The organism is Acidovorax sp. BL-A-41-H1 (assembly GCF_051942715.1).
The window spans coordinates 207,616-229,599 of record NZ_JBPVJQ010000004.1 but is presented as its reverse complement, the minus strand read 5'-3'; the positions used below and the strand labels follow the sequence as shown (position 1 = coordinate 229,599).

The 21,984-nt window shown below is 67.2% G+C and carries 21 protein-coding genes; 6 read left to right on the top strand and 15 right to left on the bottom strand.

Translation table 11 applies throughout. The annotated features are described in order from the left end of the window. Positions 1-20: 20 nt before the first annotated feature. From ACTPOI_RS10060 to recG, 4 genes are all read right to left on the bottom strand, one after another. Positions 21-389: a response regulator gene (locus ACTPOI_RS10060; RefSeq protein WP_440108487.1), complete on the bottom strand. Its 369-nt coding sequence runs from the start codon at positions 387-389 to the stop codon at positions 21-23. A 171-nt stretch (positions 390-560) separates the two neighbouring features. Continuing rightward, positions 561-1,064, bottom strand: a complete 504-nt coding sequence (locus tag ACTPOI_RS10055) for a Dps family protein (RefSeq protein WP_440108486.1) — start codon at positions 1,062-1,064, stop codon at positions 561-563. Between the two features lie 182 nt (positions 1,065-1,246). Then, positions 1,247-2,212 (bottom strand): LysR substrate-binding domain-containing protein, encoded by a 966-nt coding sequence (locus ACTPOI_RS10050; protein WP_440108485.1) that lies wholly within the window; start codon positions 2,210-2,212, stop codon positions 1,247-1,249. Between the two features lies 1 nt (position 2,213). Next, positions 2,214-4,388: an ATP-dependent DNA helicase RecG gene (gene recG, locus ACTPOI_RS10045; RefSeq protein ID WP_440108484.1), complete on the bottom strand. Its 2,175-nt coding sequence runs from the start codon at positions 4,386-4,388 to the stop codon at positions 2,214-2,216. A gap of 127 nt (positions 4,389-4,515) precedes the next feature. On the opposite strand from recG, the gene ACTPOI_RS10040 reads away from it, so the two are divergent. From ACTPOI_RS10040 to queA, 3 genes are all read left to right on the top strand, one after another. Further along, a complete protein-coding gene (locus ACTPOI_RS10040; RefSeq protein WP_440108483.1) occupies positions 4,516-5,796 on the top strand; it encodes an HD-GYP domain-containing protein in 1,281 nt (426 codons plus the stop codon). A gap of 11 nt (positions 5,797-5,807) precedes the next feature. Continuing rightward, positions 5,808-6,794: a 1-phosphofructokinase family hexose kinase gene (locus ACTPOI_RS10035; RefSeq protein WP_440108482.1), complete on the top strand. Its 987-nt coding sequence runs from the start codon at positions 5,808-5,810 to the stop codon at positions 6,792-6,794. A gap of 136 nt (positions 6,795-6,930) precedes the next feature. Continuing rightward, positions 6,931-8,121: a tRNA preQ1(34) S-adenosylmethionine ribosyltransferase-isomerase QueA gene (queA, locus tag ACTPOI_RS10030; protein WP_440108481.1), complete on the top strand. Its 1,191-nt coding sequence runs from the start codon at positions 6,931-6,933 to the stop codon at positions 8,119-8,121. A gap of 60 nt (positions 8,122-8,181) precedes the next feature. Here queA and ACTPOI_RS10025 read toward each other — a convergent pair whose 3' ends face one another. Further along, complete coding sequence (locus ACTPOI_RS10025) at positions 8,182-9,783, bottom strand: gamma-glutamyltransferase family protein (RefSeq protein ID WP_440108480.1); 1,602 nt, start codon at positions 9,781-9,783, stop codon at positions 8,182-8,184. A gap of 140 nt (positions 9,784-9,923) precedes the next feature. Then, positions 9,924-10,907: a Bug family tripartite tricarboxylate transporter substrate binding protein gene (locus tag ACTPOI_RS10020; protein ID WP_440108479.1), complete on the bottom strand. Its 984-nt coding sequence runs from the start codon at positions 10,905-10,907 to the stop codon at positions 9,924-9,926. Positions 10,908-11,129: 222 nt separating this feature from the next. Between ACTPOI_RS10020 and ACTPOI_RS10015 the strand changes: the two genes are divergently transcribed. Continuing rightward, a complete protein-coding gene (locus tag ACTPOI_RS10015) occupies positions 11,130-12,041 on the top strand; it encodes a LysR family transcriptional regulator (RefSeq protein ID WP_440108478.1) in 912 nt (303 codons plus the stop codon). Positions 12,042-12,163: 122 nt separating this feature from the next. Here ACTPOI_RS10015 and ACTPOI_RS10010 read toward each other — a convergent pair whose 3' ends face one another. From ACTPOI_RS10010 to trpE, 8 genes are all read right to left on the bottom strand, one after another. Then, positions 12,164-12,430 carry a DUF3253 domain-containing protein gene (locus ACTPOI_RS10010; protein ID WP_440108477.1) on the bottom strand — a complete coding sequence of 89 codons (267 nt, stop codon included), beginning with the start codon at positions 12,428-12,430 and terminating at the stop codon, positions 12,164-12,166. Positions 12,431-12,504: 74 nt separating this feature from the next. After that, complete coding sequence (locus ACTPOI_RS10005) at positions 12,505-13,227, bottom strand: uracil-DNA glycosylase (RefSeq protein WP_440108476.1); 723 nt, start codon at positions 13,225-13,227, stop codon at positions 12,505-12,507. Between the two features lie 68 nt (positions 13,228-13,295). Next, on the bottom strand, positions 13,296-14,096 hold the full coding sequence (gene trpC, locus ACTPOI_RS10000; RefSeq protein WP_440108475.1) for an indole-3-glycerol phosphate synthase TrpC: 801 nt from the start codon (positions 14,094-14,096) through the stop codon (positions 13,296-13,298). 25 nt (positions 14,097-14,121) lie between these two features. Further along, positions 14,122-15,162 carry an anthranilate phosphoribosyltransferase gene (trpD, locus tag ACTPOI_RS09995; RefSeq protein ID WP_440108474.1) on the bottom strand — a complete coding sequence of 347 codons (1,041 nt, stop codon included), beginning with the start codon at positions 15,160-15,162 and terminating at the stop codon, positions 14,122-14,124. A 20-nt stretch (positions 15,163-15,182) separates the two neighbouring features. Further along, on the bottom strand, positions 15,183-15,824 hold the full coding sequence (locus ACTPOI_RS09990; RefSeq protein ID WP_440108777.1) for a LysE family translocator: 642 nt from the start codon (positions 15,822-15,824) through the stop codon (positions 15,183-15,185). 26 nt (positions 15,825-15,850) lie between these two features. Next, entirely contained in the window at positions 15,851-16,435 is a 585-nt protein-coding gene (locus ACTPOI_RS09985) for an anthranilate synthase component II (protein WP_440108473.1), read from the bottom strand. Then, a complete protein-coding gene (locus ACTPOI_RS09980) occupies positions 16,432-16,815 on the bottom strand; it encodes a chorismate mutase (protein WP_440108472.1) in 384 nt (127 codons plus the stop codon). The genes ACTPOI_RS09985 and ACTPOI_RS09980 overlap by 4 nt, the downstream gene beginning before the upstream one ends. Further along, complete coding sequence (trpE, locus tag ACTPOI_RS09975) at positions 16,812-18,311, bottom strand: anthranilate synthase component I (RefSeq protein WP_440108471.1); 1,500 nt, start codon at positions 18,309-18,311, stop codon at positions 16,812-16,814. Before trpE ends, ACTPOI_RS09980 begins: the two co-directional genes overlap by 4 nt. A 448-nt stretch (positions 18,312-18,759) precedes the next feature. On the opposite strand from trpE, the gene ACTPOI_RS09970 reads away from it, so the two are divergent. Together ACTPOI_RS09970 and ACTPOI_RS09965 are read left to right on the top strand one after the other, a co-directional pair. Continuing rightward, entirely contained in the window at positions 18,760-19,347 is a 588-nt protein-coding gene (locus tag ACTPOI_RS09970; RefSeq protein ID WP_440108470.1) for a chalcone isomerase family protein, read from the top strand. A gap of 223 nt (positions 19,348-19,570) precedes the next feature. Next, complete coding sequence (locus ACTPOI_RS09965) at positions 19,571-21,217, top strand: methyl-accepting chemotaxis protein (protein WP_440108469.1); 1,647 nt, start codon at positions 19,571-19,573, stop codon at positions 21,215-21,217. Here ACTPOI_RS09965 and ACTPOI_RS09960 read toward each other — a convergent pair. Then, positions 21,203-21,931 (bottom strand): phosphoglycolate phosphatase, encoded by a 729-nt coding sequence (locus ACTPOI_RS09960; protein WP_440108468.1) that lies wholly within the window; start codon positions 21,929-21,931, stop codon positions 21,203-21,205. The genes ACTPOI_RS09965 and ACTPOI_RS09960 overlap by 15 nt on opposite strands. Positions 21,932-21,984: the final 53 nt, after the last annotated feature.

Here is a 21,984-nt window from a genome sequence, read left to right as displayed (position 1 = left end):
CGCCGCGGCTCGATCCGCTGTCAGGCAGGCGAGCCGCTGACGGCAAGGCGGATATCACTGAGCAAGGATTCCAGTTCATCCAGCTCGAACGGCTTGATGAGCGTGCGCACGTTGGGCCCCCACGACAACGGGTAGGCGCCCAGCTCGTAGCCCGAACAGAGCACCACCCAGCGATCGGGACGTTCTGCCAGCAGCTTGCGGGCCAGGTCGGTGCCCGACAGGCCGGGCAGGCTCACATCCGACACCAGCACATCAAATTTTTGCTGCGCATCGAGTTCCAGCGCCTCTTCGGCTGTGGCGCACGACACCACGGTCTGGTCCTCGGTTTCCATCAGCATGCCGATGGTCTCGCGCAGCTCTTCGTTGTCTTCAACGTACAGGATTCGCATGGATGGAGTGGTGAACGGCGCTCCCGCGAGGGTGGAGAGCACAACCGAAGAGCGAATGATCCGTACATCCAGCGCGCTGCCGTGTAGGACAAGGCGCTGTCCACAAGAGCCCCGTGGGGGCACCCGATAACGCCCTGCCACCGGCCAGGCTGCCGGTGGCAGGGCGGGCGTTCATTCCTCCAGCAGCGAACGCAGCATCCACGCGGTCTGCTCGTGCACCGTCAGCCGCTGCGTCAGCAGGTCGGCCGTGGGCTCGTCGCTCGCCTTGTCGGCCAGAGGGAACAGGCTGCGGGCGGTGCGCGCCACGGCTTCGTGGCCCTCGACCAGAATGCGCACCATCTCCAGGGCCTTGGGTGGCTTGGAAGGCGCGTCGGGCACCGTGGCGAGCTTGCCGAACTCCGCGTATGAGCCGGGCGCCACATGGCCCAGCGAGCGGATGCGTTCGGCCACCGGGTCCACCGCGTTCCACAGCTCGGTGTACTGCGCCATGAACATGGTGTGCAGCGTATTGAACATCGGGCCCGTCACGTTCCAGTGGAAGTTGTGGGTGGTCAGGTACAGCGTGTAGGTGTCGGCCAGCAGGCGCGACAGCCCCTGCGCAATGGCGGCGCGGTCCTTGTCGCTGATGCCGATGTTGATGGCAGGTGCCGAGGTGCTCTTGGGTGCTTTGGCCATGGAGGGAAATCCTTCACTCAGACGAAACGATGAATCCGCCGTGTGCATTGGCAGTGCCTTGCGCACGGCGGGCGTGGTTTCACTTTAGCGCAAGGGCTCCACTGGCAAGATGACCCAAGGCAATTCCTGACAGCAGGATGCGCCCGCTACCGGCAAGCCAATGGCCACCACCGGGATGCGCATCAGGAAAGGCGCGTGACACCCGGCAGCTCGCACGAGTACACGGCATTGCGCAGTGCCGCAATGGCCTCGTACCGCGTGAAGCTGCGCCGCCAGGCCAGCACCACGCGGCGCGTGGGCGGAGCGCCGCCATCGGCCTCTTCGATAGGCAGGTAGCGGATATAGGTTTCGTCGCTCTTGCGGCGGCGCACCCCTTTCTGGAGCGCATCGCGCGGCACCGACAGCCGGGGCACCAGCGTCACGCCCATGCCGGCCGCCACCATGTGCTTGATGGTTTCCAGCGACGAACCTTCAAACGACTTGCGGATGCCCTCGGCATTGCTCGAAAAACGCGCGAACTCGGGGCATACCTCCAGCACATGGTCGCGAAAGCAGTGGCCCGCGCCCAGCAGCAGCATGGTCTCGCTCTTGAGCTCGGCCGCCGTGACCGTGTCGTTGGCCGCCAGCGGATGTGTGCTGGGTACCGCCGCCATGAAGGGCTCGTCGTACAGCGGCGCCATGGCCAGGCCCGTATCCGGAAACGGCTCGGCCAGGATGGCGCAGTCGATCTCGCCGGTGCGCAGCATCTCCAGCAGCTTGACGGTGAAGTTCTCCTGCAGCATCAGCGGCATCTGCGGGTTGCGCGCAATCGAGTGGCGCACCAGCTCGGGCAGCAGGTAGGGGCCGATGGTGTAGATCACCCCCAGCGTGAGCGGGCCGGCCAGCGGGTCCTTGCCCCGCTTGGCGATCTCCTTGATGGCGGCCGCCTGCTCCAGCACGCTCTGCGCCTGGCGCACGATCTCTTCGCCCAGCGGGGTCACGGTGACCTCTCCCGCGCTGCGCTCGAACAGCTTGACGTCCAGCTCTTCTTCGAGCTTCTTGATGGCCACCGACAGCGTGGGCTGCGAGACATAGCAGGCATCGGCCGCGTGGCCGAAATGCTTTTCGCGGGCGACGGCGACGATGTATTTGAGTTCGGTGAGGGTCATGTCAAGCCTTGAGATAGTCCGATTTTCCACCCAGCCACCGCGCCACATGCCGATCCGCCAGTTCACGGTGCCGGTCCAGCATCACGGGCGCCAGCTCGCGCGCCCACTCCAGCAGGTGGGTATCGGTGGCCAGATCGGCAAAGCGCAGCAGCGCATCGCCCGACTGGCGCGCACCCAGAAACTCGCCAGGCCCCCGGATTTCCAGGTCACGCCGGGCGATTTCGAAGCCATCGTTCGTCTCGGCCATGGCGCGCAGGCGCTCCTTGGCGGTTTCGCCCACGCGGCCGCTGTCGTTGGTGGCGTACAGCAGCACGCAGGCCGATGCCGCGGCGCCCCGCCCCACCCGGCCGCGCAACTGGTGCAGCTGGGAGAGGCCAAAGCGCTCGGCGTGCTCGATCACCATGAGCGACGCATTGGGCACATCCACACCCACCTCGATGACGGTGGTGCTCACCAGCACGCCCATCTGCCCACTGGTGAACAGTGCCATCACGGCTTTCTTCTCGGCGGTGGGCATGCGCGAGTGCAGCAGGCCCACCATGCAGCCGGGCAGGGCTTCACTTAAATCTGCATGGGTGGCGGTGGCGTTGGAGAGATCGAGCGCCTCGCTCTCTTCAATCAGCGGGCACACCCAGTACACCTGCCGCCCGGCGGCCACCTGAGCGCCGATGCGATCGATCACCTCATCCTTGCGGCTGTCGGCAATCAGCTTGGTGACGATGGGCGTGCGCCCCGGGGGCAGCTCGTCGATGACGGACACATCCAGGTCGGCGTAGTAGCTCATGGCCAGCGTGCGCGGGATGGGCGTGGCGCTCATCATGAGCATGTGGGGCTCTTGCCCGTGGTCAGCCAGCTTCTTGCGCAGCGCCAGCCGCTGGGCGACGCCAAAGCGGTGCTGCTCGTCGATGATGGCCAGCGCCAGGTTCCTGAACTGCACCTGCTCCTGGATCACCGCATGGGTGCCGACCACCAGTGCGGCCTCGCCGCTGGCCACCAGGGCCAGCATGGCGGTGCGCTCCTTCTTCTTTTGCCCGCCCACCAGCCAGGCGACCTTGCGCCCGCGCTCGGAGAGCAGGGGTTCGAGCCAGCCGATCATCTTGGCGAAGTGCTGCTCGGCCAGGATTTCGGTGGGCGCCATCAGCGCGCACTGCCAGCCCGCGTCCATGGCCAGGCAGGCAGCCAGCGCCGACACCACCGTCTTGCCGGAGCCCACATCGCCCTGCAGCAGGCGGTGCATGGGCACCTGGCGGGCCAGGTCGGCGGCGATTTCCTCGCCCACGCGGCGCTGGGCGGCGGTCAGATCAAACGGCAGCACGGCCATGAGCTGCTCGTGCAGCGGCAGGGCACCGTCAGCATTTTTTTGCGGGCGCAGCACGGGCGCACGCAGCATGTCGCGCGCGCGGCGCGATTGCTGCTGCGACAGCTGCTGGGCCAGCAGCTCCTCGGCCTTCAGGCGCTGCCAGGCCGGGTGGCTGTGGTCCTCCAGTGTCGAGAGCGCTACATCCGGCGTGGGATGGTGCAAAAAAGTGAGCGCCTCGCGCAGGCTGAACAAGCGCTTGAGGCCGTTTTGATACGAAACTCCTACCGGTGGCTCGACCCCGGCGGGCAGCGTATCGGACAGGTCGGCCCGACCCAGCGCGCCCACCACCGCCCGCCGCAGGTAGGGCTGCGGCAGGCCCGCGGTGGTCGGGTACACGGGCGTGAGTGCAGCAGGCAGCTCGCCGCCCGCCGTGCGAAAGGCCGGGTGCAGCATCTGCCGCCCCCAGAAGCCGCCCTTGACTTCACCCCGAATGCGCAAGCGGTTGCCCACGGCCAGTGTCTTCTGGTGCGAGGGGTAGAAGCTGAAAAACCGCAGCTCGCAGGTGCCGCTGGCGTCTTCTACCTGCACCAGCAGCTGCCGGCGCGGGCGCAGCTGTATCTCGCATGCGGTCACTGTGGCCTCGATCTGCACCATCTGGCCGTCGCGGGCGCTCGCCAGGGGGGTGATGCGGGTTTCATCCTCGTAGCGCAGGGGCAGGTGCAGGGCCAGGTCGATGTCGCGGCGCAGGCCGAGCTTGTGCAAGGCCTGCTGTGCCACCGTGGCGCCGCCGGGCGCGGCAGGAGACGCTGCGCGCTTGCGCCCACCCGCTGCAGGGGCAGCCGGTGGCGTACGGGGCAAAGGCGAGGCGGCGGGCATGCAGGGGACTGGGGTAATTACGCGAACGCCGGTCGGCTACTGGCGATCAAAAAGGCTACCATGGTTACCATTGCTCACCGATTCCCATTCTGCGCGGGCCGGAGGCGATCGGCGACTTTTTTTCACCATGCTCAAGCGTATCCACATCAAAGACCTGACCCTGGGCATGTACCTGCACGAGTTCTGTGGCTCGTGGATGGAGCATCCCTTCTGGCGGGCCAAGTTCCTGCTCAAGGACCCCGCGGACCTGGCCCGCATCCAGTCCACGGCCATTCCAGAGTGCTGGATCGACACCTCCAAGGGACTGGACGTGGCGGCCGGCACCACCACGGTGTCGCGCGAGGAGGTGGATGCGCAGATCGACACGGATTTCAGCCGTTTGCAAGACCTGCCCACGGTGCAGGTCACGCTGCCGCCGCCCCCACCGCCCCCCGTACGCAACGTGGCCCCTACCGACATGCAAAGCGAGCTGCGCATGGCCGCCGCCATCTGCAACAAGTCCAAGGATGCGGTGGTGTCCATGTTCAGCGAGGCCCGCATGGGCCGCGCGGTGGATTCCGAGGGGGCGCAGAGCCTGGTGGCCGAGATCTCGGATTCGGTCACACGCAACCCGGGCGCACTCATCAGCCTGGCGCGCCTGAAGACGGCCGACGACTACACCTTCATGCACTCGGTGGCGGTGTGTGCGCTCATGGTGGCGCTGGCCCGGCAGCTCAAGCTCAACGACGAGCAGACCCGGCTGGCCGGCATGGCCGGGCTGCTGCACGACCTGGGCAAGGCGGCCATACCGCTGGCGGTGCTCAACAAGCCCGGCAAGCTGACCGACAGCGAATTTGACGTGGTGCGCAGCCACCCGGTGGAGGGCTACCACATGCTGCGCGAGGGCGGCAATGTGCCCGATGCCGTACTGGACGCCTGCCTGCACCACCACGAGAAGATTGACGGGTCGGGCTACCCCGACAAGCTCAAGGGTGACGCCATCAGCATCATTGCGCGCATGACGGCGATCTGCGACGTTTACGACGCCATCACATCCGACCGCGCCTACAAGCGCGGCTGGGATCCGGCCGAGTCGCTGCGCCGCATGGCCGAGTGGACCAAGGACCACTTCGATCCCCGGCTGTTCCAGGCCTTCGTCAAGAGCATCGGCATCTACCCCGTGGGCTCGCTGGTGCGGCTCACGTCAGGGCGCATCGGCGTTGTGACCGAGCAATCGCCCACGGCGCTCACCACGCCGATGGTCAAGGTCTTCTTTTCGACCAAGGCCGACCTGCGCATTCCGCCGGAGGTCATCAACCTGGCCGCCCCGGACTGCAACGAGAAGATCGTGGCCCGCGAAGACCCCGACAAGTGGCGTTTTCCGGACCTCAACGAACTCTGGTCAGGCTTCACCGAACGGCCATGGTGACGACAGCGGCGATGCAGACGCGCCCGGCCGGCATCGTCACCCTCACGCTCAACCCGGCACTGGACCTGGCCACCACCACGGCGCAGGTCGCACCCACCCACAAGCTGCGCTGCGGCCCTGTGCAGCGGTTTCCCGGGGGCGGCGGCATCAACGTGGCGCGCGTCCTGCACCGGCTGGGCGCTGATGTGGAGGCCTGGGCACTGGCGGGCGGTGCAGCGGGCGCGCAGATAGGCGCCCTGCTGGCTGCCGAGGGTGTGCCCACGCGCCTGCAACCCATCGCCGGTGACACCCGCGAAAACCTCTCGGTGGTAGAGACCTCTACGGGGCGCGAATTCCGCTTTGTGCTGCCCGGGCCGGAGGTGGCACCTTCCGAATGGCAGGCCCTGCTGACCGCGCTGACCGCGCTGATGGCTGCGCCCGACGCAGAGCGCGCAACGCCACCCGCCACGCGCTGGTGGGTGGCCAGCGGCAGCCTGCCGCCCGGCCTGCCCGACACCACCTATGCCGATCTGGCCCGCACCGCGCGCCGCCAGGGCGTGCGCCTGGCACTGGATACGTCCGGCCCCGCCCTTGCGGCCGCGCTGCAGGCGGGCGTGGCGATGGTCAAGCCCAGCCTGCGCGAACTGCGCGAACTGCTGCAGCAGCCGCTGACCGAGCCCGCCGACTGGCACCGCGCTGCGCTGGTGCTCGTGCAGCAGGGTCAGGCAGAGGTGGTGGCCCTGTCGCTGGGCGAGCAGGGCGCGCTGCTGGCCACGCGCGAAGGCACATGGCAGGCGCCCGCCCTGCCCACCGGCGCGCAGCACGGCACCACGGGCGCGGGCGACTGCTTTATGGCGGCGCTGGTGTGGGCGCTGGACCGGGGTGACGCCCCGCCAGAGGCCCTGCGCTGGGGCATTGCCGCCGGGGCGGCAGCCCTGCAGTCGCCCGGCACATCGCTGGCGGCTGCGGTCGATGTGCGCCGGCTGTTGGCGCAGGTGCCGACGCCCGTGGCGCTCTGATCCCGCTGCTGCGGGCTCCATATTTCCGTCGGGACGCCCAGGGCACGTGGCCTGCAGTGCCATCCCTGCCCGTGGGACAATCGCCGTCCTTTTTTACTGCAACCCTTGGCACGGGCCTGTTCGGCCCTCAAGCACCATGACCGACCTTTCTACGGGCGCATCCGCCGCCCCCGCCGCTACCCCCACAGCGCGCCCCTTCACCCTCAGCGACTTCGACTTCTCGCTGCCCCCCGAACTCATTGCGCAGCACCCTGCCGCCGAACGCAGCGCCTCGCGCCTGCTCGACGGCCGCGCCATGCAGCCGGTGGACCGCATCTTCCGCGACCTGCCCGGCCTGCTGCGCGAGGGCGACTTGCTGGTCTTCAACGACACCCGCGTGGTCAAGGCGCGCATCTTTGGCGAGAAGGCCAGCGGCGGCAAGCTGGAACTGCTGATCGAACGCGTGCTGCCCGCCGAGGCCGGCAATGACACGGGAGGTACCGCAAGCGGTACGGGCAACGAAGTCGTGGCCCACATGAAGGTCAGCAAGAAGCCCCTGCCCGGCAGCACGGTGCACATGGCCGGCGGCCGCCATGCGGGCGGGTTTGACGCCACGCTGCTCTCGCGCTGGCCTACCGAAGACGGCCCGCTGTTCCGTTTTGCGCTGCACGGCCCCGCAGGCGAATCGCCGTGGGAGCTGATGGACCGCCACGGCCACCTGCCGCTGCCGCCCTACATCGAGCGCCAGCAAAACACCGACCATGACCCCGACGAAGCGGAAGACAGCGAGCGCTACCAGACCGTGTTTGCCAGCAAGCCTGGCGCCGTGGCCGCGCCCACCGCCGCCCTGCACTTTGACGACGGCGTGCTGGCGGCACTGGCTGCGCGGGGTGTGGAGCGCGCCAGCGTCACGCTGCATGTGGGCGCGGGCACCTTCCAGCCGGTGAAAACAGAGAACCTGGCCGAGCACCAGATGCACAGCGAGTGGTACGAGGTGCCGCTGGCCACCCTGGCCGCCCTGGAGCGCTGCCGCCAGCGCGGCGGCCGCGTGGTGGCGGTGGGCACCACCACCGTGCGCACGCTGGAGTCGTGGGCGCAGTCGGGGCAGGCCACGGGCGACACCAACATCTTCATCACGCCGGGTTTTGGCTTCAAGGTGGTGGACCTGCTCATCACCAACTTCCACCTGCCCAAGAGCACGCTGATGATGCTGGTGAGCGCCTTCGCGGGCTATGCCCACATCATGGGCCTGTACCGCCATGCGATTGCGCAGCAGTACCGGTTCTTCAGCTACGGCGATGCGATGCTGCTGGAGCGCGTGCCAACAGCCCCCCAAGCTGGTTTTTGAGCCAAACCGGCCTCAAGCCCAGGTTTTAATTGCCTAAATAGCTATTGTTTTAATAGCACATCAGTACGCCACGGCGTGTCCGTCCTTGCGCGGGTCAGAGCCTGCCACGTAGTGCCCGCCCTGGCGCAGCACCAGCTGCGCACCGCCAAAGGCAAACACACCGTTGCCCTCTTCCACCGTCACCTCATGCCCGCGCGCGCGCAGCGCGGCGACCACGGCGGGGTCGAAGGCAGGCTCCACCGCCACACCCTTGCCGCCGGTGATGCGCCAGCGCGGCGCGTCCACCGCGGCCTGCGGGTTCTGGCCGTAGCGCAGCACACGCAGCGACATCTGGGTGTGGCCTTGGCTCTGCATGGGGCCGCCCATCACGCCAAATGCCATCTGCGGCGTGCCGTCCGCATGCATGGCAAAGGCCGGGATGATGGTGTGCGAGGGCCGCTTGCCCGGTGCCACCTGGTTGGCGTGACCCGGAATCAGGTTGAAGTTGTGGCCCCGGTTTTGCAGGCTGATGCCCGTGCCCGGCACCACCACGCCCGAGCCAAACCCCATGTAATTGGACTGGATGAACGACACCATCATGCCGCTGGCGTCGGCCGCTGCCAGGTACACCGTGCCGCCGGGGCGCGGCGCGCCGTGGCCGGGGTCGCCCGCGCGCTCGGGGTCGATCAGCGCGGCACGGCTCTTGATGTAATCGGCATGCAGCAGCTCGGCGGGCGTGACGTGCATGGCGTCGATGTCGGCGTTGTACTGGTGCAGGTCGGCAAACGCGAGCTTCATGGCCTCGATGCTGGCGTGCACCGTTTCCACGCTGTCCAGCGGGTGCGCGCCAATGCCATGCACGTCGAGCATGCCCAGCGCCATCAGCGCGGCGATGCCCTGGCCGTTGGGCGGAATCTCGTGGATCACCGAATCGCCAAAGCGCTGGTGGATGGTGCCCACCCAGTCGGCCCGGTGCGCGGCCAGGTCCGCCATGGTCATGGCACCGCCGTGGGCCTGCGCGTGCGCCACCATGCGCTCGGCGATCACGCCGCGGTAAAACGCCTCGCCCTCGGTTTCGGCAATCAGCTCCAGCGTGCGCGCATGGCCCTCGCTGCGGAAGATCTCGCCCGCCTGCGGTGCCCGCCCGCCGGGCATGAAGCACTCGGCAAACCCGGGCTGTGCGCCCAGCTTGGCAGCGCCCAGCGCCCACAGCCGCGCGATGGTGGGCGACACGGGAAAACCGTTGCGCGCGTAGTCGATGGCAGGCTGCGCCAGCTGCGCGAACGGCAGCTTGCCCAGCCGTTTCGAAAGCGCCACCCATGACGACACCGCGCCCGGCACCGTGACGGCGTTCCAACCTATCTCGGGGATGCCGCCGATCTTCTCGAAATACTCCGGCGTCCACGCCGCGGGCGAGCGGCCCGAGGCGTTCAGCCCGTGCAATTCCTTGCCATCCCAAACGATGGCAAAGCCGTCGCTGCCAATGCCGCAGCCCGTGGGCTCCACCACCGTGAGCGCCATGGCGGCAGCAATGGCAGCATCCACCGCATTGCCACCCGCCAGCAGCATGCGCAAGCCCGCCTGCGCAGCCAGCGGCTGCGAGGCCGACACCACATTGCGCCCCATCACCGCGCTGCGGTGGGAGGCGTAGGGAAGGGACCAGTCGAGGCAGGAAGTATTCATGGGGTTCTCAATCTGTCGCCCGCAAGGCGCGGACTGCTTGAACCTGGCGCGGCCGCATGCGAGAGACACCGAGGAAGGGCCGCCCCGCACCGAGGGTGTCGTCCCCCTGGGGGGAAGGCGCCGCAGGCGACTCAGGGGGGTTAATCAATACTTATTTTGTGCTGGCGGATGACCCCCGCCCAGCGATTGCTGTCTGCCTGCACCATCGCACCAAACTGAGTGGGGGTGCTGGGCGCCGCTGGCTCCACGCCCAGCTTGGCCAGGCTGGCAGCCACGTCGGGCGACTGCACGGCCTTGGAAAACGCTGCATGCACACGTTCGACCAGCGCGGGCGGTGCACCGGCAGGCAGGTAGACGCCAAACCAGGTGACCGACGAATAGCCGGGCAGGCCCGATTCGGCCAGCGTGGGCAGTTCGGGCGCCAGCGCGCTGCGCTTTTCGCTGGTGACGGCGAGCGCGCGCAGGCGGCCTGCCTTGGCGTGGGGCATGCCGGTGGGCAGCGAATCAAACAGCACCTGCGTCTGCCCGGCAATCAGGTCGGGGATGGCCAGCGCCGTGCCCTTGTAGGGGATGTGTGTCATGTCCACCCCCGCCTGCGCCATGAACGCAGCGGTGTTCAGGTGCACGATGGTGCCGTTGCCGCTGGTGGCGTAGTTGAGCTTGCCGGGGTTGGCCTTGCCGTAGGCGATCAGCTCGCCCATGGTCTTGACCGGGAGCGAGTTGGTGACCAGTACCACGCTGGGCGCGTCGGCCAGGTGCACCACAGGCGTGAAGTCCTTGCGTGCGTCGTACGCCAGGCGGGGCATCAGGTGCGGCGAAATCGCGTGCGTGCTGCTGGTGGTCAGCAGCAGGGTGTAGCCATCCGCCGGGGCCTTGGCGGCCTCGGCCGTGCCGATGGTGCCGCCCGCGCCGGGCTTGTTGTCCACCACCATCTGCTGGCCCAGGTCGGCCGCCACGCGCTGCGTGACGGTGCGCGCCACCAGGTCCGTGGCGCCGCTGGCCGGAAACGGCACGATCACGCGCACGGGGCGATCGGGCCAGGTGGCCTGCGCGTGCGCACCGGCCACCCAGGACACCAGACAGGCCAGGCCCAAGGCGCAGCGGCCCCATGAGAAACGACGCATACAAAGCACTCCTGAAAAGGTGAAACGGATGGCGCCCCGACGCAGTGGCGCCTGCGGGCCGATGGGTAGCTGGACAGGTAGATGGCCCACTGCTTCATCTTAGAAAGGCCGGGGCCCGCTGACCACCGCTGTTTGGGCAAGCAGCTTTGCCGCTACAGCAAACCAGCCGATACTTTATGCTTGTTTACGGCAAACACCCCTCTCTTTGAACAGGCTCCAACCATGCGCCCGCACCTGCTGCAAGACACCGCCCTGCGCTACTTTCTGGAAGTGGCCGAGAGTGGCTCGCTCACCGAAGCATCGGCGCGGCTGCACGTGGCGGCGTCGGCACTGAGCCGCCAGATTGCCGGGCTGGAAGCGCAACTGGGCACCCCGCTGTTCGAACGCCACCCGCGCGGCATGGTGCTGACCGCGGCGGGCGAGATCCTGGCGGTGCATGCCCGCCGCGGCGTGCTGGACGCCGAGCGTGCCCTGGGCGAGATCGGCGCGCTGCAGGGCCTGCGAGCCGGGCAGGTGCGGCTGGCCACATCCGACGCGTTTGCCAACGAACTGGTGCCGCGCCTGTGCGTGGAGTTCCAGCGCAGCCATGCGGGCATCCAGTTCACCGTGGCATCGCTGCCCACAGCGCAGGTGCCCGACGCAGTGCGCAGCGGCGCGGCCGACATCGGCCTGTGCTTCAGCCGCGCGCCGCAGCGCGACATTGCGGTGGCCTACCGCCAGAGCGCGCCGGTGCTGGCGCTGATGCTGCCCGGCCACCCGCTGGCCGCCGCCCCCGGCGTGGCCCTGGCCGACCTGGCCCGCCACCCGCTGGCATTGCCCCCGCCTGAAACCACCGTGCGCCAGATGATCGACATTGCCTGCAGCCGGCAGGGCCTGCAGCTGCAGCCGGTGCTCATCAGCAACCATGCCAAGACGGTGGTGCATTTTGTGCTGCATGGCGGCGGGCTGTCTGTGGCCAGCGAGATCGCTGTGCGCCACCTGGTGGCCGAAGGCGCCATTGCCGCGCGGCCCATCAGCGACCAGGGCATGGATTTTCGGGACATCGAGGTGCAGACCCTGGCCGGGCGCAGCCTGCCGCGGGCGGCGCAGGCATTTCTGGAACTGCTCAAGGAACGGTTGCCGGCGCCCGGGTAGCGCGCCAGGCGCATACCCGACGGGCTCTGGCGCCCGTCGTGCCGCCGCGCTGAACCACCCGTCGCGTCGCCGGCGTTACCGCCCTTGATCAGCGCCCTTCATCACCGCCATTGGAGGCCGGATCATGGACTGGCTTGCGAGCCGGGAAGGCCGAGGCGGATTGGCCCCCCAGGCGTGGCCGCATCGACCGGCACACCGCCGCGCGTCACGCGCAGGCGCCCCTTTTGCGCCAGTGCGTTGGCAACGTACCGGACCTGGGGCATGTGCTCGCGCCAGGCGCCGCCCGAAGGCGCCAGCGCGCGGGCAACTTCCGACGGGCAGATGGTCGCCCCGGGCTGGCGACGCGCCAGCAGCGCAAAGATCCGTTCTTCAATTTCTGCATCCGTCATGGAAAGGCATCGCCTTGCGTGAAAGACCCCCTGCCTGCATGCGCTGGCACACGAACGCACCCGGGCACAGCGGTTCAGTACCCGTGCTGGACCCGGAACTCGCGCGCCTTGCCAAAGTGCCCGTTGCCGATGAAAGGCACGGGTGGGCGCAGCGCCGACAGCGGCGAGGGGTGGTTGGACATGAGCACCAGATGCCCGCGGTCGGCCGGGATGAGCGCGCGCTTGCCCTGGGCGTGTGCGCCCCACAGCATGAACACCACGGGCCGCAGGCCCTCGGCCACCTGGCGGATGACAGCGTCGGTGAGCTGCTCCCAGCCCTTGCCTGCGTGGCTGGCGGGCTGGCCCTCTTCCACCGTGAGGCCGGTGTTGAGCAGCAGCACACCGTTTTTGGCCCACTTCACCAGGCTGCCGCCGGGCTCTGGCCAGGCTGGCGGCGCAGTGCCCAGATCGCGCTGGATTTCCTTGAAGATGTTGCGCAGCGAAGGCGGCAGTTGCACCCCGGGCGCGACGGAGAACGCCAGCCCCTCGGCCTGCCCGCGGCCATGGTACGGGTCCTGCCCCAGGATGACCACGCGCACGGCATCAGGCGGCGTGAGCTCCAGCGCGCGCAGCGGGCGGGGCGGGAAGATGACCGCCCCGGCATCGAGCCGCGATTGCAGGAACGCCAGCAGCCCCTGCCCCCGGGCGCTGGCAAAGAAGTCATCCACCAGCGGCTGCCAGCCCTGCGCCACCGGCCAGTCGGCGGGGTGTGCGCTGGCAAGCTGCGTGGCGGCTCCTGAAGCGGGGTTTATGGTCAAAATGGCCTCTGGCGCTTGATTTGTTTGCCTTGAAAGCTATTAATTTAATAGCAATACCGGGGGTGGTTTCAGGCGAACAGCTGGGCCAGCGCCATCCCGGGGTCATCTGCCCGCATGAAGGCCTCGCCCACCAGGAAAGCGTGCACACCGGCGTCGCGCATGATCTTCACATCCTGCGGTTTCAGGATGCCCGACTCGGTGACCAGCAGGCGGTCAGCCGGTACGTCCTTCAACATGCCGAGCGTGGTGTCCAGCGTCACGTCAAACGTGCGCAGGTTGCGGTTGTTGATGCCCACCAGCGGGGTCTTGAGCTTCAGGGCCCGCTCCAGCTCGGGCCGGTCGTGCACTTCCACCAGCACGGCCATATCGAGGCTGCGCGCAATGGCTTCAAAGTCGGCCATCTGCGCATCATCCAGGCACGCGGCGATCAGCAAAATGGCGTCGGCGCCCATGGCCCGCGACTCATAAACTTGATACGCGTCCACCATGAAATCCTTGCGCAGCACGGGCAGCAAGGTGCTGGCCCGCGCCTGCTTGAGGTAGTCGGGCTGGCCCTGGAAGAACTGCCGGTCGGTCAGCACCGACAGGCACGCCGCGCTGACCTTGCCATCGCCTTCCATGTAGCTCTGCGCGATGTCGGCGGGCTCGAAGTCGGCGCGCAGCACGCCCTTGCTGGGGCTGGCCTTCTTGATCTCGGCAATCACCGCCGCCTGGCCCTTGGCGATCTTGGCGCGCATGGCGCCTTCAAAGTCGCGCGTGAGCACACGGCTTTCGGCATCGGCACGCATGGCCGGCAGCGACAGGCGCTTTTGGGCGGCGGCCACTTCTTCGTGCTTGACGGCGACGATTTTGTTGAGGATGTCACTCATGGGAAAACCTGGTTGGTTGTTGGGTTCACGCAGCAGCGCCAGCGAGTGCATGCGTACGCGTGACCAGCTGCTCCAGCCTGGCCAATGCTGCACCCGATGCAATGGCGGCACGCGCCTTGGCAATGCCGTCCGGGATCGAATCGACCACATTGGCCGCATACAGCGCCACGCCCGCGTTCAGGCACACGATGTCCTGCGCCGCGCCGGGCTCGCCCTTGAGCACGCCGATCAGCATCTCGCGCGACTGCTCGGGCGTCTCGACCTTGAGCGCGCGGTTGCTGGACATGGCCAGCCCAAAGTCTTCCGGGTGGATTTCATATTCGGTGATCTGGCCGTTTTTCAGCTCGCCCACCAGCGTGGCGGCGCCCAGGCTCACTTCGTCCATTCCGTCGCGGCCATAGACCACCAGCGCGTGCTCTGCGCCCAGGCGCTGCAGCGCGCGCACCTGGATGCCCACGAGGTCGGGGTGGAAAACGCCCATCAGGATGTTGGGCGCGCCCGCAGGGTTGGTCAGGGGGCCCAGGATGTTGAAGATGGTGCGCACGCCGAGTTCCTTGCGCACCGGGGCCACGTTCTTCATGGCCGGGTGGTGGTTGGGCGCGAACATGAAACCGATGCCGACCTCTGCGATGCACTGAGCGATCTGCTCGGGCTTGAGGTTGATGTGGATGCCCAGGGCTTCCATCACGTCGGCGCTGCCGCTTTTGCTCGACACACCACGACCGCCGTGCTTGCTGACCTTGGCGCCCGCTGCGGCGGCCACGAACATCGAGCAGGTGGAGATGTTGAAGGTGTTGGCGCCATCGCCACCGGTGCCCACGATGTCCACCAGGTGCTTGCTGTCCGGTACGTGGACCTTGGTGCTGAACTCGCGCATCACCTGCGCGGCGGCGGTGATCTCGCCAATGGTTTCCTTCTTCACGCGCAGGCCGGTGATGATGGCCGCCGTCATCACGGGCGACAGCTCGCCCTGCATGATGAGGCGCATCAGGTGCAGCATCTCGTCGTGGAAGATTTCGCGGTGCTCGATGGTGCGCTGCAGCGCTTCCTGGGCGGTGATGGGCATGGAAACAGTCTCCTGATTTTTTAAACGGTGGGCTGGTCTGTGAGGGCCAGCTTGAGTCCGAAGCCGATGAACATGGCGCCCGCCACGCGGTCCAGCCAGTGCATGCCGCGCTGGATGACGGCAGCGCGCCGCGCCATCCACGACGCGGCCAGCGCCCAGCCCATATTCACGGGAATGGCGTTGATGTTGAACAGCACGCCCAGCAGCACAAAGGCCAGCGCCTTGTTGTCCGCACCGGGCGCGATGAACTGCGGCACAAAGGCCAGGAAGAAGATGGCGACCTTGGGGTTGAGCACATTGGTCCAGAAGCCCCCCAGGAACACCTTGCGCAGCGGCGTGTGCGGCGCAGGGGCCGCCTGCGCAGCCGCCAGCGCTGCACTGTTGCCCCCATCGGCTCCGGGCTTTGCCAGCAGCATGCGCACACCCATCCACATCAGGTACGCCGCGCCGATCCACTTGAGTACCGTGAACGCCGTGGCCGAAGTGGCCAGCAACGCGCCCACACCCACGGCCGCGGCAAAGATGTGCACAAAGCACCCGGCCGTGATGCCCAGCCCCGCCACGATGCCCGCGCGCGTGCCGGAGCGCAGCGCGTTGGTGACGATGTAGAGCACATCCGGGCCGGGCGTGAGGTTCAGCAGCCAGCCTGCGGCGATGAACATCACCAGCTGGTGGCTGTCGATGAAGTTCACGCGCGCAGCTCCAGAAAGTTCTTGAGCATGGCGTGGCCGTGTTCGGTGAGGATGCTCTCGGGGTGGAACTGCACGCCTTCAATCGCCAGCGTCTTGTGGCGCACACCCATGATCTCGCCGTCATCGGTCCACGCCGTCACCTCCAGCACATCCGGGCAAGTGGCGCGCTCGATGGCCAGCGAGTGGTAGCGGTTGACGGTGAACTGCTCGGGCAGCCCCGCAAATACGCCCTTTTGGGTGGTGGTGATGACGCTGGTCTTGCCGTGCATCAGCTCCTGCGCGCGGATGATGTTGCCGCCAAAGGCTGCGCCGATGGCCTGGTGGCCCAGGCACACGCCCAGGATGGGCAGCTTGCCCGCAAAGTGCTTTATCGCGGCCACCGAGATGCCCGCCTCGGCCGGCGAGCAGGGGCCGGGCGAAATGACCAGGCGGTCCAGCTGCCCGGCCGTCAGGCGCGCCTCGATCTGGGCCACGGTGATCTCGTCGTTGCGGAACACCTCCACATCGGCGCCCAGCTCGCCGAAGTACTGGACGATGTTGTAGGTGAAGCTGTCGTAGTTGTCGACCATCAAGAGTTTCATGCGGCGCTCCCTGCGGCGTCACGGGCCGCTGGCGGGTTCTGGGCGGCATCGGCCTGCCCTGCGCGCAGGCGCGCGAACTCGCGGTGTTCATAGGCGATGGAATGCTCCATCAGGCTGCGGTACATGGCTTCGACCACATCGGGCTGGCCACCATGGGCGGCGGCGGCCGCGCGCACGCGCTGCACAATGGCTTCGATACGCGCTTCGTCGCGCACCAGCGATGGGCTGGGCTTGATGCGCGCGGCCTGCGTCATGTAGCCGGTGCGCTGCACCAGCAGCGGCACGAGGATGTCGTCCAGCGCATCGATGTGGCGGCGCACATCGGCCATGGTGGTGCAGGGCTGCACGAGGTCGATGGCGGGGGTGCGGTGGTCCGTCATTCCAGGCCCTCCTCCACCAGCTCGGCGGCGCGCAGCAGGGCGCGGGCCTTGTGTTCGGTTTCCTTCCACTCCAGCTCGGGCACCGAATCGGCCACCACACCGGCAGCCGCCTGCACATAGAGCGTGCCGTTCTTGATGATGCCGGTGCGGATGGCAATGGCCACATCCATGTCGCCCGCGTAGCTCAGGTAGCCACAGGCGCCGCCGTACAAGCCGCGTTTGGTGGGTTCTAGCTGGTCGATGAGCTCCATCGCATGCACCTTGGGCGCGCCCGTCAGCGTGCCCGCGGGGAAGGTGGCCTTGAGCACGTCCATGCTGGTCATGCCGTCGTGCAGGATGCCTTCCACATTGCTCACGATGTGCATCACATGGCTGTAGCGCTCCACCGCAAACGCTTCGGTCACTTTCACGGTACCAGTCTTGGCGATGCGGCCGATGTCGTTGCGCGCCAGGTCGATCAGCATCACGTGCTCGGCGCGTTCCTTGGGGTCGTTGATGAGTTCGACCTCGGTGGCCTTGTCCTTCTCGGGCGTCGCCCCGCGCGGGCGGGTGCCGGCCAGCGGGCGGATGGTGACCTTGGTGCCTTCGTCGGTCTTCTCCTGCCGCACCAGAATTTCGGGGCTGGCGCCCACCACATGGAAGTCGCCAAAGTCGTAGAAGTACATGTACGGCGATGGGTTCAGCGAACGCAGCGCGCGGTACAGCGACAGCGGCGATTCGGTGTAGCGCTTGTGGATGCGCTGGCCTACCTGGACCTGCATGAAGTCACCCGCGGCAATCAGCTCTTTGGCGCGGTCTACGGCGGCCAGGTAGTCGGCCTTGGCAAAGTCGCGCTGGGCGGGGTGGCTTTCGGTGGCCTTGACCACGGGCGCACTGACCGAGTATTTCAGCTGGTCCTTCAGGTCGCGCAGGCGCTTCTTGGCTTTCGCGTAGGCCTCGGGCTGGGCCGGGTCGGCGTAGACGATGAGGTAGAGCTTGCCCGACAGGTTGTCGATGACCGCCAGTTCCTCGCACTGCAGCAGCAGGATGTCGGGGCAGCCCAGGGTGTCGGGCGGGCAGGTGGCCTCCAGCTTTTTCTCGATGTAGCGCACCGCGTCGTAGCCGAAGTAGCCTGCCAGGCCTCCGCAAAAGCGCGGCAGGCCGGGGCGCAAGGCCACCTTGAAGCGCTTCTGGTACGCCTCGATGAAGTCCAGCGGATTGCCCTCGTCGGTTTCGACCACCTGGCCGTCGGTGACGACCTCGGTGCGCGCCGCAGCGCCAAAGCCGCTGGCGCGCAGCAGGGTGCGTGCGGGAAGACCGATGAAGCTGTAGCGCCCGAAGCGCTCGCCGCCCACCACGGATTCCAGCAGGAAGCTGTGCTTGCCGCCGTCCTTGGTGTGCGCCAGCTTCAGGTACAGCGAAAGCGGGGTTTCCAGGTCCGCAAAGGCCTCGGCCATCAGCGGAATGCGGTTGTAGCCTTCGCCGGCCAGGCTTTTGAATTCAAGTTCTGTGATCACGGGGATAGCTCCCAGCTGTCGCAACGCGCATCCCTGTGCAGTGGATCAGGGGCGCTGCGGTCCATTCAATCGGCCTCTCCGCATCAACGAGGGAGGAGGCCACGGGTGGTGCACGCTGGGGCGTTGCCGGCCCCGGTGCCATCAGGTGTTCAAAGCGACAGGCGACCGCCAGGGCCAGGCTCCCCGGTCGCTGCAACCTGTGATGAACACGTGGTGAATGAACATGGGGGCAAAGTGTAGCAAAGCTTGCCCGGGGCACCGCAGGGCCAGCGTCGCGCAGTCAACCAACCGCACCCCGGCGCCCTTGATCTGCAGCAAGCCGCGACCGGGTCCCGCACATCCCGGACCCTCCGTGGGGACAAAACCCTCGAAAACCCTGTTGCGAGCACGTCGGGTTGAGTTAACAATCAGAAACGCACGACCGTTCTTTTTTATCAGGAGCCTTCCAATGAACCTCATCCAGCGAAGCGTCTTGCTGGCCGGTGCCTGCCTGCTGGCCACCGGGGCCCTGGCGCAACCCATGACCGTGGCGGATGTGAAGTACGCCGAAACCCTGCAGGTGGCTGACTCCACCCTGCAGCTCAACGGCGCGGGCGTGCGCTACAAGGCGGTGTTCAAGGTCTACACCGCCGGGCTGTACCTGGAAAAGAAAGCCGGCACCACCGCCGAGGTGATGGCGCTCAGGGGACCCAAGCGCCTCAGCATCACCATGCTGCGCGAGATCGATTCGACCGAGCTGGGCAAGCTGTTTTCGCGCGGCATGGAGGACAACATGGACCGGGCAGCATTCTCCAAACTCATCCCGGGCGTGCTGCGGATGAGCCAGATCTTCTCGGACCACAAGAAACTGGCCGCAGGCGATCAGTTCATGATTGACTGGGTGCCCGGCACCGGCACCATCATCACCGTCAAGGGCAAGCCGCAGGGCGAGCCCTTCAAGGAACCCGAGTTTTTCAACGCGCTGCTGGGGATCTGGCTGGGCAACGCGCCCGCCGACTGGAAGCTTAAGGACGCCATGCTGGGCAAGCCGGCCTGAGCGTTGCCCCGCCTGCGACCGTGCCCGGCGACCAGCGCCGGGCGCTGCTGTCGCCGCACGGACAGCCTGCGGCACCTGCCCACCCTAAGCTTCCGAAAAGGCACTGTGCCAGCACCGCTGCACAGTTGCCACGGCATTGAATGCGTTATCCGCGCAGCCAAGCGAGCCGTCTGCTCCCTCGTTTTTGTAACCGCTTCCCAGACCGCTTACCGCGCTTCACACCATGCATATCAGCCGCCTTTCCGTGGGCCTGCGCCTCGGCATTTCCTTTGTCATCATCCTGCTCATCACCGTGTTGATCGCCATCACCGGGATATGGCGCATTGGCAACCTGCAGGCCGCAAGCGAGCGCGTGGCGACGCAGGAGATTGAGCAGCAGACGCTGGTGGAAGACTGGGCGTCGGACATCCGTCTGAACTGGGTGCGTACCGAAGCCTTCCTCAAGGCCATCGATCCGGCCTACATGGAAAAACTTACCACCGACACACAGGCCACAGCCAAGAAGACACAGGAGAAGGTGAAGCGCATCGAGGCCCTGGTGCAAAGCGACAAGGCCCGCAGCCAGCTGGCCGCCATCGCGCAGGCCAGCAAGGCCTACGACGACAAGGTGGCCGAGATCCGCGAGTTGCACCGCGGCGGCGAACCCAATGTGCCGACCATGGTGGACAAGGACCTGCGCCCATTGGCCGACCAGTACCTGCAGTCTCTGGATGTGCTGCGGGGCACCATGGCCGCGCAGCTGGCGCAGGGCCAGCAGGAAGCCTCGTCGCTGGCCCAGGGCAGCCGGATGCTGCTGGGCATTGCGACGCTGGTGGCGGTGGCACTGGGGGCGCTGCTGGCGTGGATGGTGACACGCTCCATCGTGCAGCCGGTGCTGCAGGGCAAGCAGGCTGCAGAACGCATTGCCGACGGTGACCTGACCCACCCGATTGCGGTGCAGGGTACCGACGAGGCCGCACAATTGCTGCAGGCCCTGGCCGCCATGCAGCAGCGCCTGGCCAACATCGTGGGCAACGTGCGCCTGGGGGCCGAAGGCGTGGCCGCCGCCAGCGCCGAGATTGCCTCGGGCAACAACGACCTGTCGGCCCGTACCGAACAGCAGGCTGGCGCACTGGAAGAAACCGCCGCATCCATGGAGGAACTGGGCTCTACCGTGCGCCTGAACGCCGACAACGCGCGCACGGCCAACCAGCTGGCCATGACAGCGTCCAGCGTTGCGGTGCAGGGCGGCGATGTGGTGGCCGAGGTGGTCGAGACCATGAAGGGCATCAACGCCAGCAGCAACAAGATTGCCGACATCATCAGCGTGATTGACGGCATTGCCTTCCAGACCAACATCCTGGCGCTGAACGCTGCCGTGGAGGCCGCCCGTGCGGGCGAGCAGGGCCGTGGCTTTGCGGTGGTGGCCAGCGAAGTGCGCAGCCTGGCCGGCCGCAGCGCCGAAGCCGCCAAGGAGATCAAGAGTCTCATCATGGCCAGCGTGGAGCGCGTGGAGCGCGGCACTCAGCTGGTGGACAAGGCCGGCGTCACCATGAGCGAAGTGGTGAGCTCGATCCGCCGCGTGACGGACATCATGGGCGAGATCAGCGCCGCCAGCGGCGAGCAGAGTCAGGGTGTGGCGCAGGTGGCCGAGGCCATCACCCACATGGACCAGACCACGCAGCAGAACGCTGCCCTGGTGGAAGAGAGCGCGGCCGCGGCCGACAGCCTGAAATCGCAGGCCGCCCAACTGGTCGAGGCGGTGGCGGTGTTTCGCCTGGCCACCGGCAGCAATGCGATGGCCGGCGCGAGCCCGTCAGCCCGCAACACGCCCTCGCTGGGCAATGCGCGCAGCGGCAGTACCGGTGCGCCCCGCCTACTGGCGCGGTAACGCCACCAGCTCTGCCAACTCTGCCAGCGAATCGACGAATCCATCGGCGTCGACCCCACGCACGGGCTGCCCGTGGTTGTACCCGTAGGTGACCAGCACCACGGGGCAGCCAGCGGCCCGGGCGGCCTGGGCGTCGTTGCTGGAGTCGCCCAGCATCAGCGTGCGTGCAGGTGCGGTGCCCAGCGCCTCGCAGGTGCGCACGAGCGGCAGCGGGTCGGGCTTCTTGCGCTCGAAGCTGTCGCCACCGAACACCTGGCTGAAATAGCCATCAAGCCCCTTGGCCTGCAACAGCGGCAGCGCGAACGCCACGGGCTTGTTGGTCAGGCACGCCAGCGGCAGGCCGGCACCCCGCAAGGCATCCAGCCCCTGCACCACCCCGGGGTACACCGCCGAGCAGCTGCCGTTGATATCCAGATAGTGGCGCTGGTAGCTGGCCCAGGCCGCCGGGAACAATGCTTCTGTTTTGATAGCAATATCGGCAATGGATTCATGCACCAAGACGTGATTGAGCACGGATCTGATCAGGTGCTCGGACCCTTTGCCGACCATGCGCTCGACCTCTGCCGCGGCAATGCCGGGCAGCGCCAGTTCACCCAGCATGCGGTTGAGGGCCGCGCTGAAGTCACCCATGGTGTCGACCATGGTGCCGTCCAGGTCCACGATGACGGCATCCACACGGGACAGCAGGGAGGTCAGTTCGGTGGATGTTGTCATGTCGGGGCTCTGAGAAATGCTGCGTAGAAAAGGCGGCCGAGTGTAGCCGCGCG

Coding starts and splice junctions, on each gene's coding strand:
- recG (WP_440108484.1), bottom strand. CDS start 4,388: ATGCCCGCCGCCTCGCCTTTGCCCCGTACGCCACCGGCTGCCCCTGCA.
- queA (WP_440108481.1), top strand. CDS start 6,931: ATGACCGACCTTTCTACGGGCGCATCCGCCGCCCCCGCCGCTACCCCC.
- ACTPOI_RS10040 (WP_440108483.1), top strand. CDS start 4,516: ATGCTCAAGCGTATCCACATCAAAGACCTGACCCTGGGCATGTACCTG.
- ACTPOI_RS10025 (WP_440108480.1), bottom strand. CDS start 9,783: ATGAATACTTCCTGCCTCGACTGGTCCCTTCCCTACGCCTCCCACCGC.
- trpC (WP_440108475.1), bottom strand. CDS start 14,096: ATGAGTGACATCCTCAACAAAATCGTCGCCGTCAAGCACGAAGAAGTG.
- ACTPOI_RS10035 (WP_440108482.1), top strand. CDS start 5,808: ATGCAGACGCGCCCGGCCGGCATCGTCACCCTCACGCTCAACCCGGCA.
- ACTPOI_RS09980 (WP_440108472.1), bottom strand. CDS start 16,815: ATGACGGACCACCGCACCCCCGCCATCGACCTCGTGCAGCCCTGCACC.
- ACTPOI_RS10020 (WP_440108479.1), bottom strand. CDS start 10,907: ATGCGTCGTTTCTCATGGGGCCGCTGCGCCTTGGGCCTGGCCTGTCTG.
- ACTPOI_RS09960 (WP_440108468.1), bottom strand. CDS start 21,931: ATGACAACATCCACCGAACTGACCTCCCTGCTGTCCCGTGTGGATGCC.
- ACTPOI_RS10055 (WP_440108486.1), bottom strand. CDS start 1,064: ATGGCCAAAGCACCCAAGAGCACCTCGGCACCTGCCATCAACATCGGC.
- ACTPOI_RS10015 (WP_440108478.1), top strand. CDS start 11,130: ATGCGCCCGCACCTGCTGCAAGACACCGCCCTGCGCTACTTTCTGGAA.
- ACTPOI_RS09990 (WP_440108777.1), bottom strand. CDS start 15,824: ATGTTCATCGCCGCAGGCTGGCTGCTGAACCTCACGCCCGGCCCGGAT.
- ACTPOI_RS10060 (WP_440108487.1), bottom strand. CDS start 389: ATGCGAATCCTGTACGTTGAAGACAACGAAGAGCTGCGCGAGACCATC.
- trpD (WP_440108474.1), bottom strand. CDS start 15,162: ATGCCCATCACCGCCCAGGAAGCGCTGCAGCGCACCATCGAGCACCGC.
- ACTPOI_RS09985 (WP_440108473.1), bottom strand. CDS start 16,435: ATGAAACTCTTGATGGTCGACAACTACGACAGCTTCACCTACAACATC.
- ACTPOI_RS10010 (WP_440108477.1), bottom strand. CDS start 12,430: ATGACGGATGCAGAAATTGAAGAACGGATCTTTGCGCTGCTGGCGCGT.
- ACTPOI_RS09970 (WP_440108470.1), top strand. CDS start 18,760: ATGAACCTCATCCAGCGAAGCGTCTTGCTGGCCGGTGCCTGCCTGCTG.
- ACTPOI_RS09965 (WP_440108469.1), top strand. CDS start 19,571: ATGCATATCAGCCGCCTTTCCGTGGGCCTGCGCCTCGGCATTTCCTTT.
- ACTPOI_RS10050 (WP_440108485.1), bottom strand. CDS start 2,212: ATGACCCTCACCGAACTCAAATACATCGTCGCCGTCGCCCGCGAAAAG.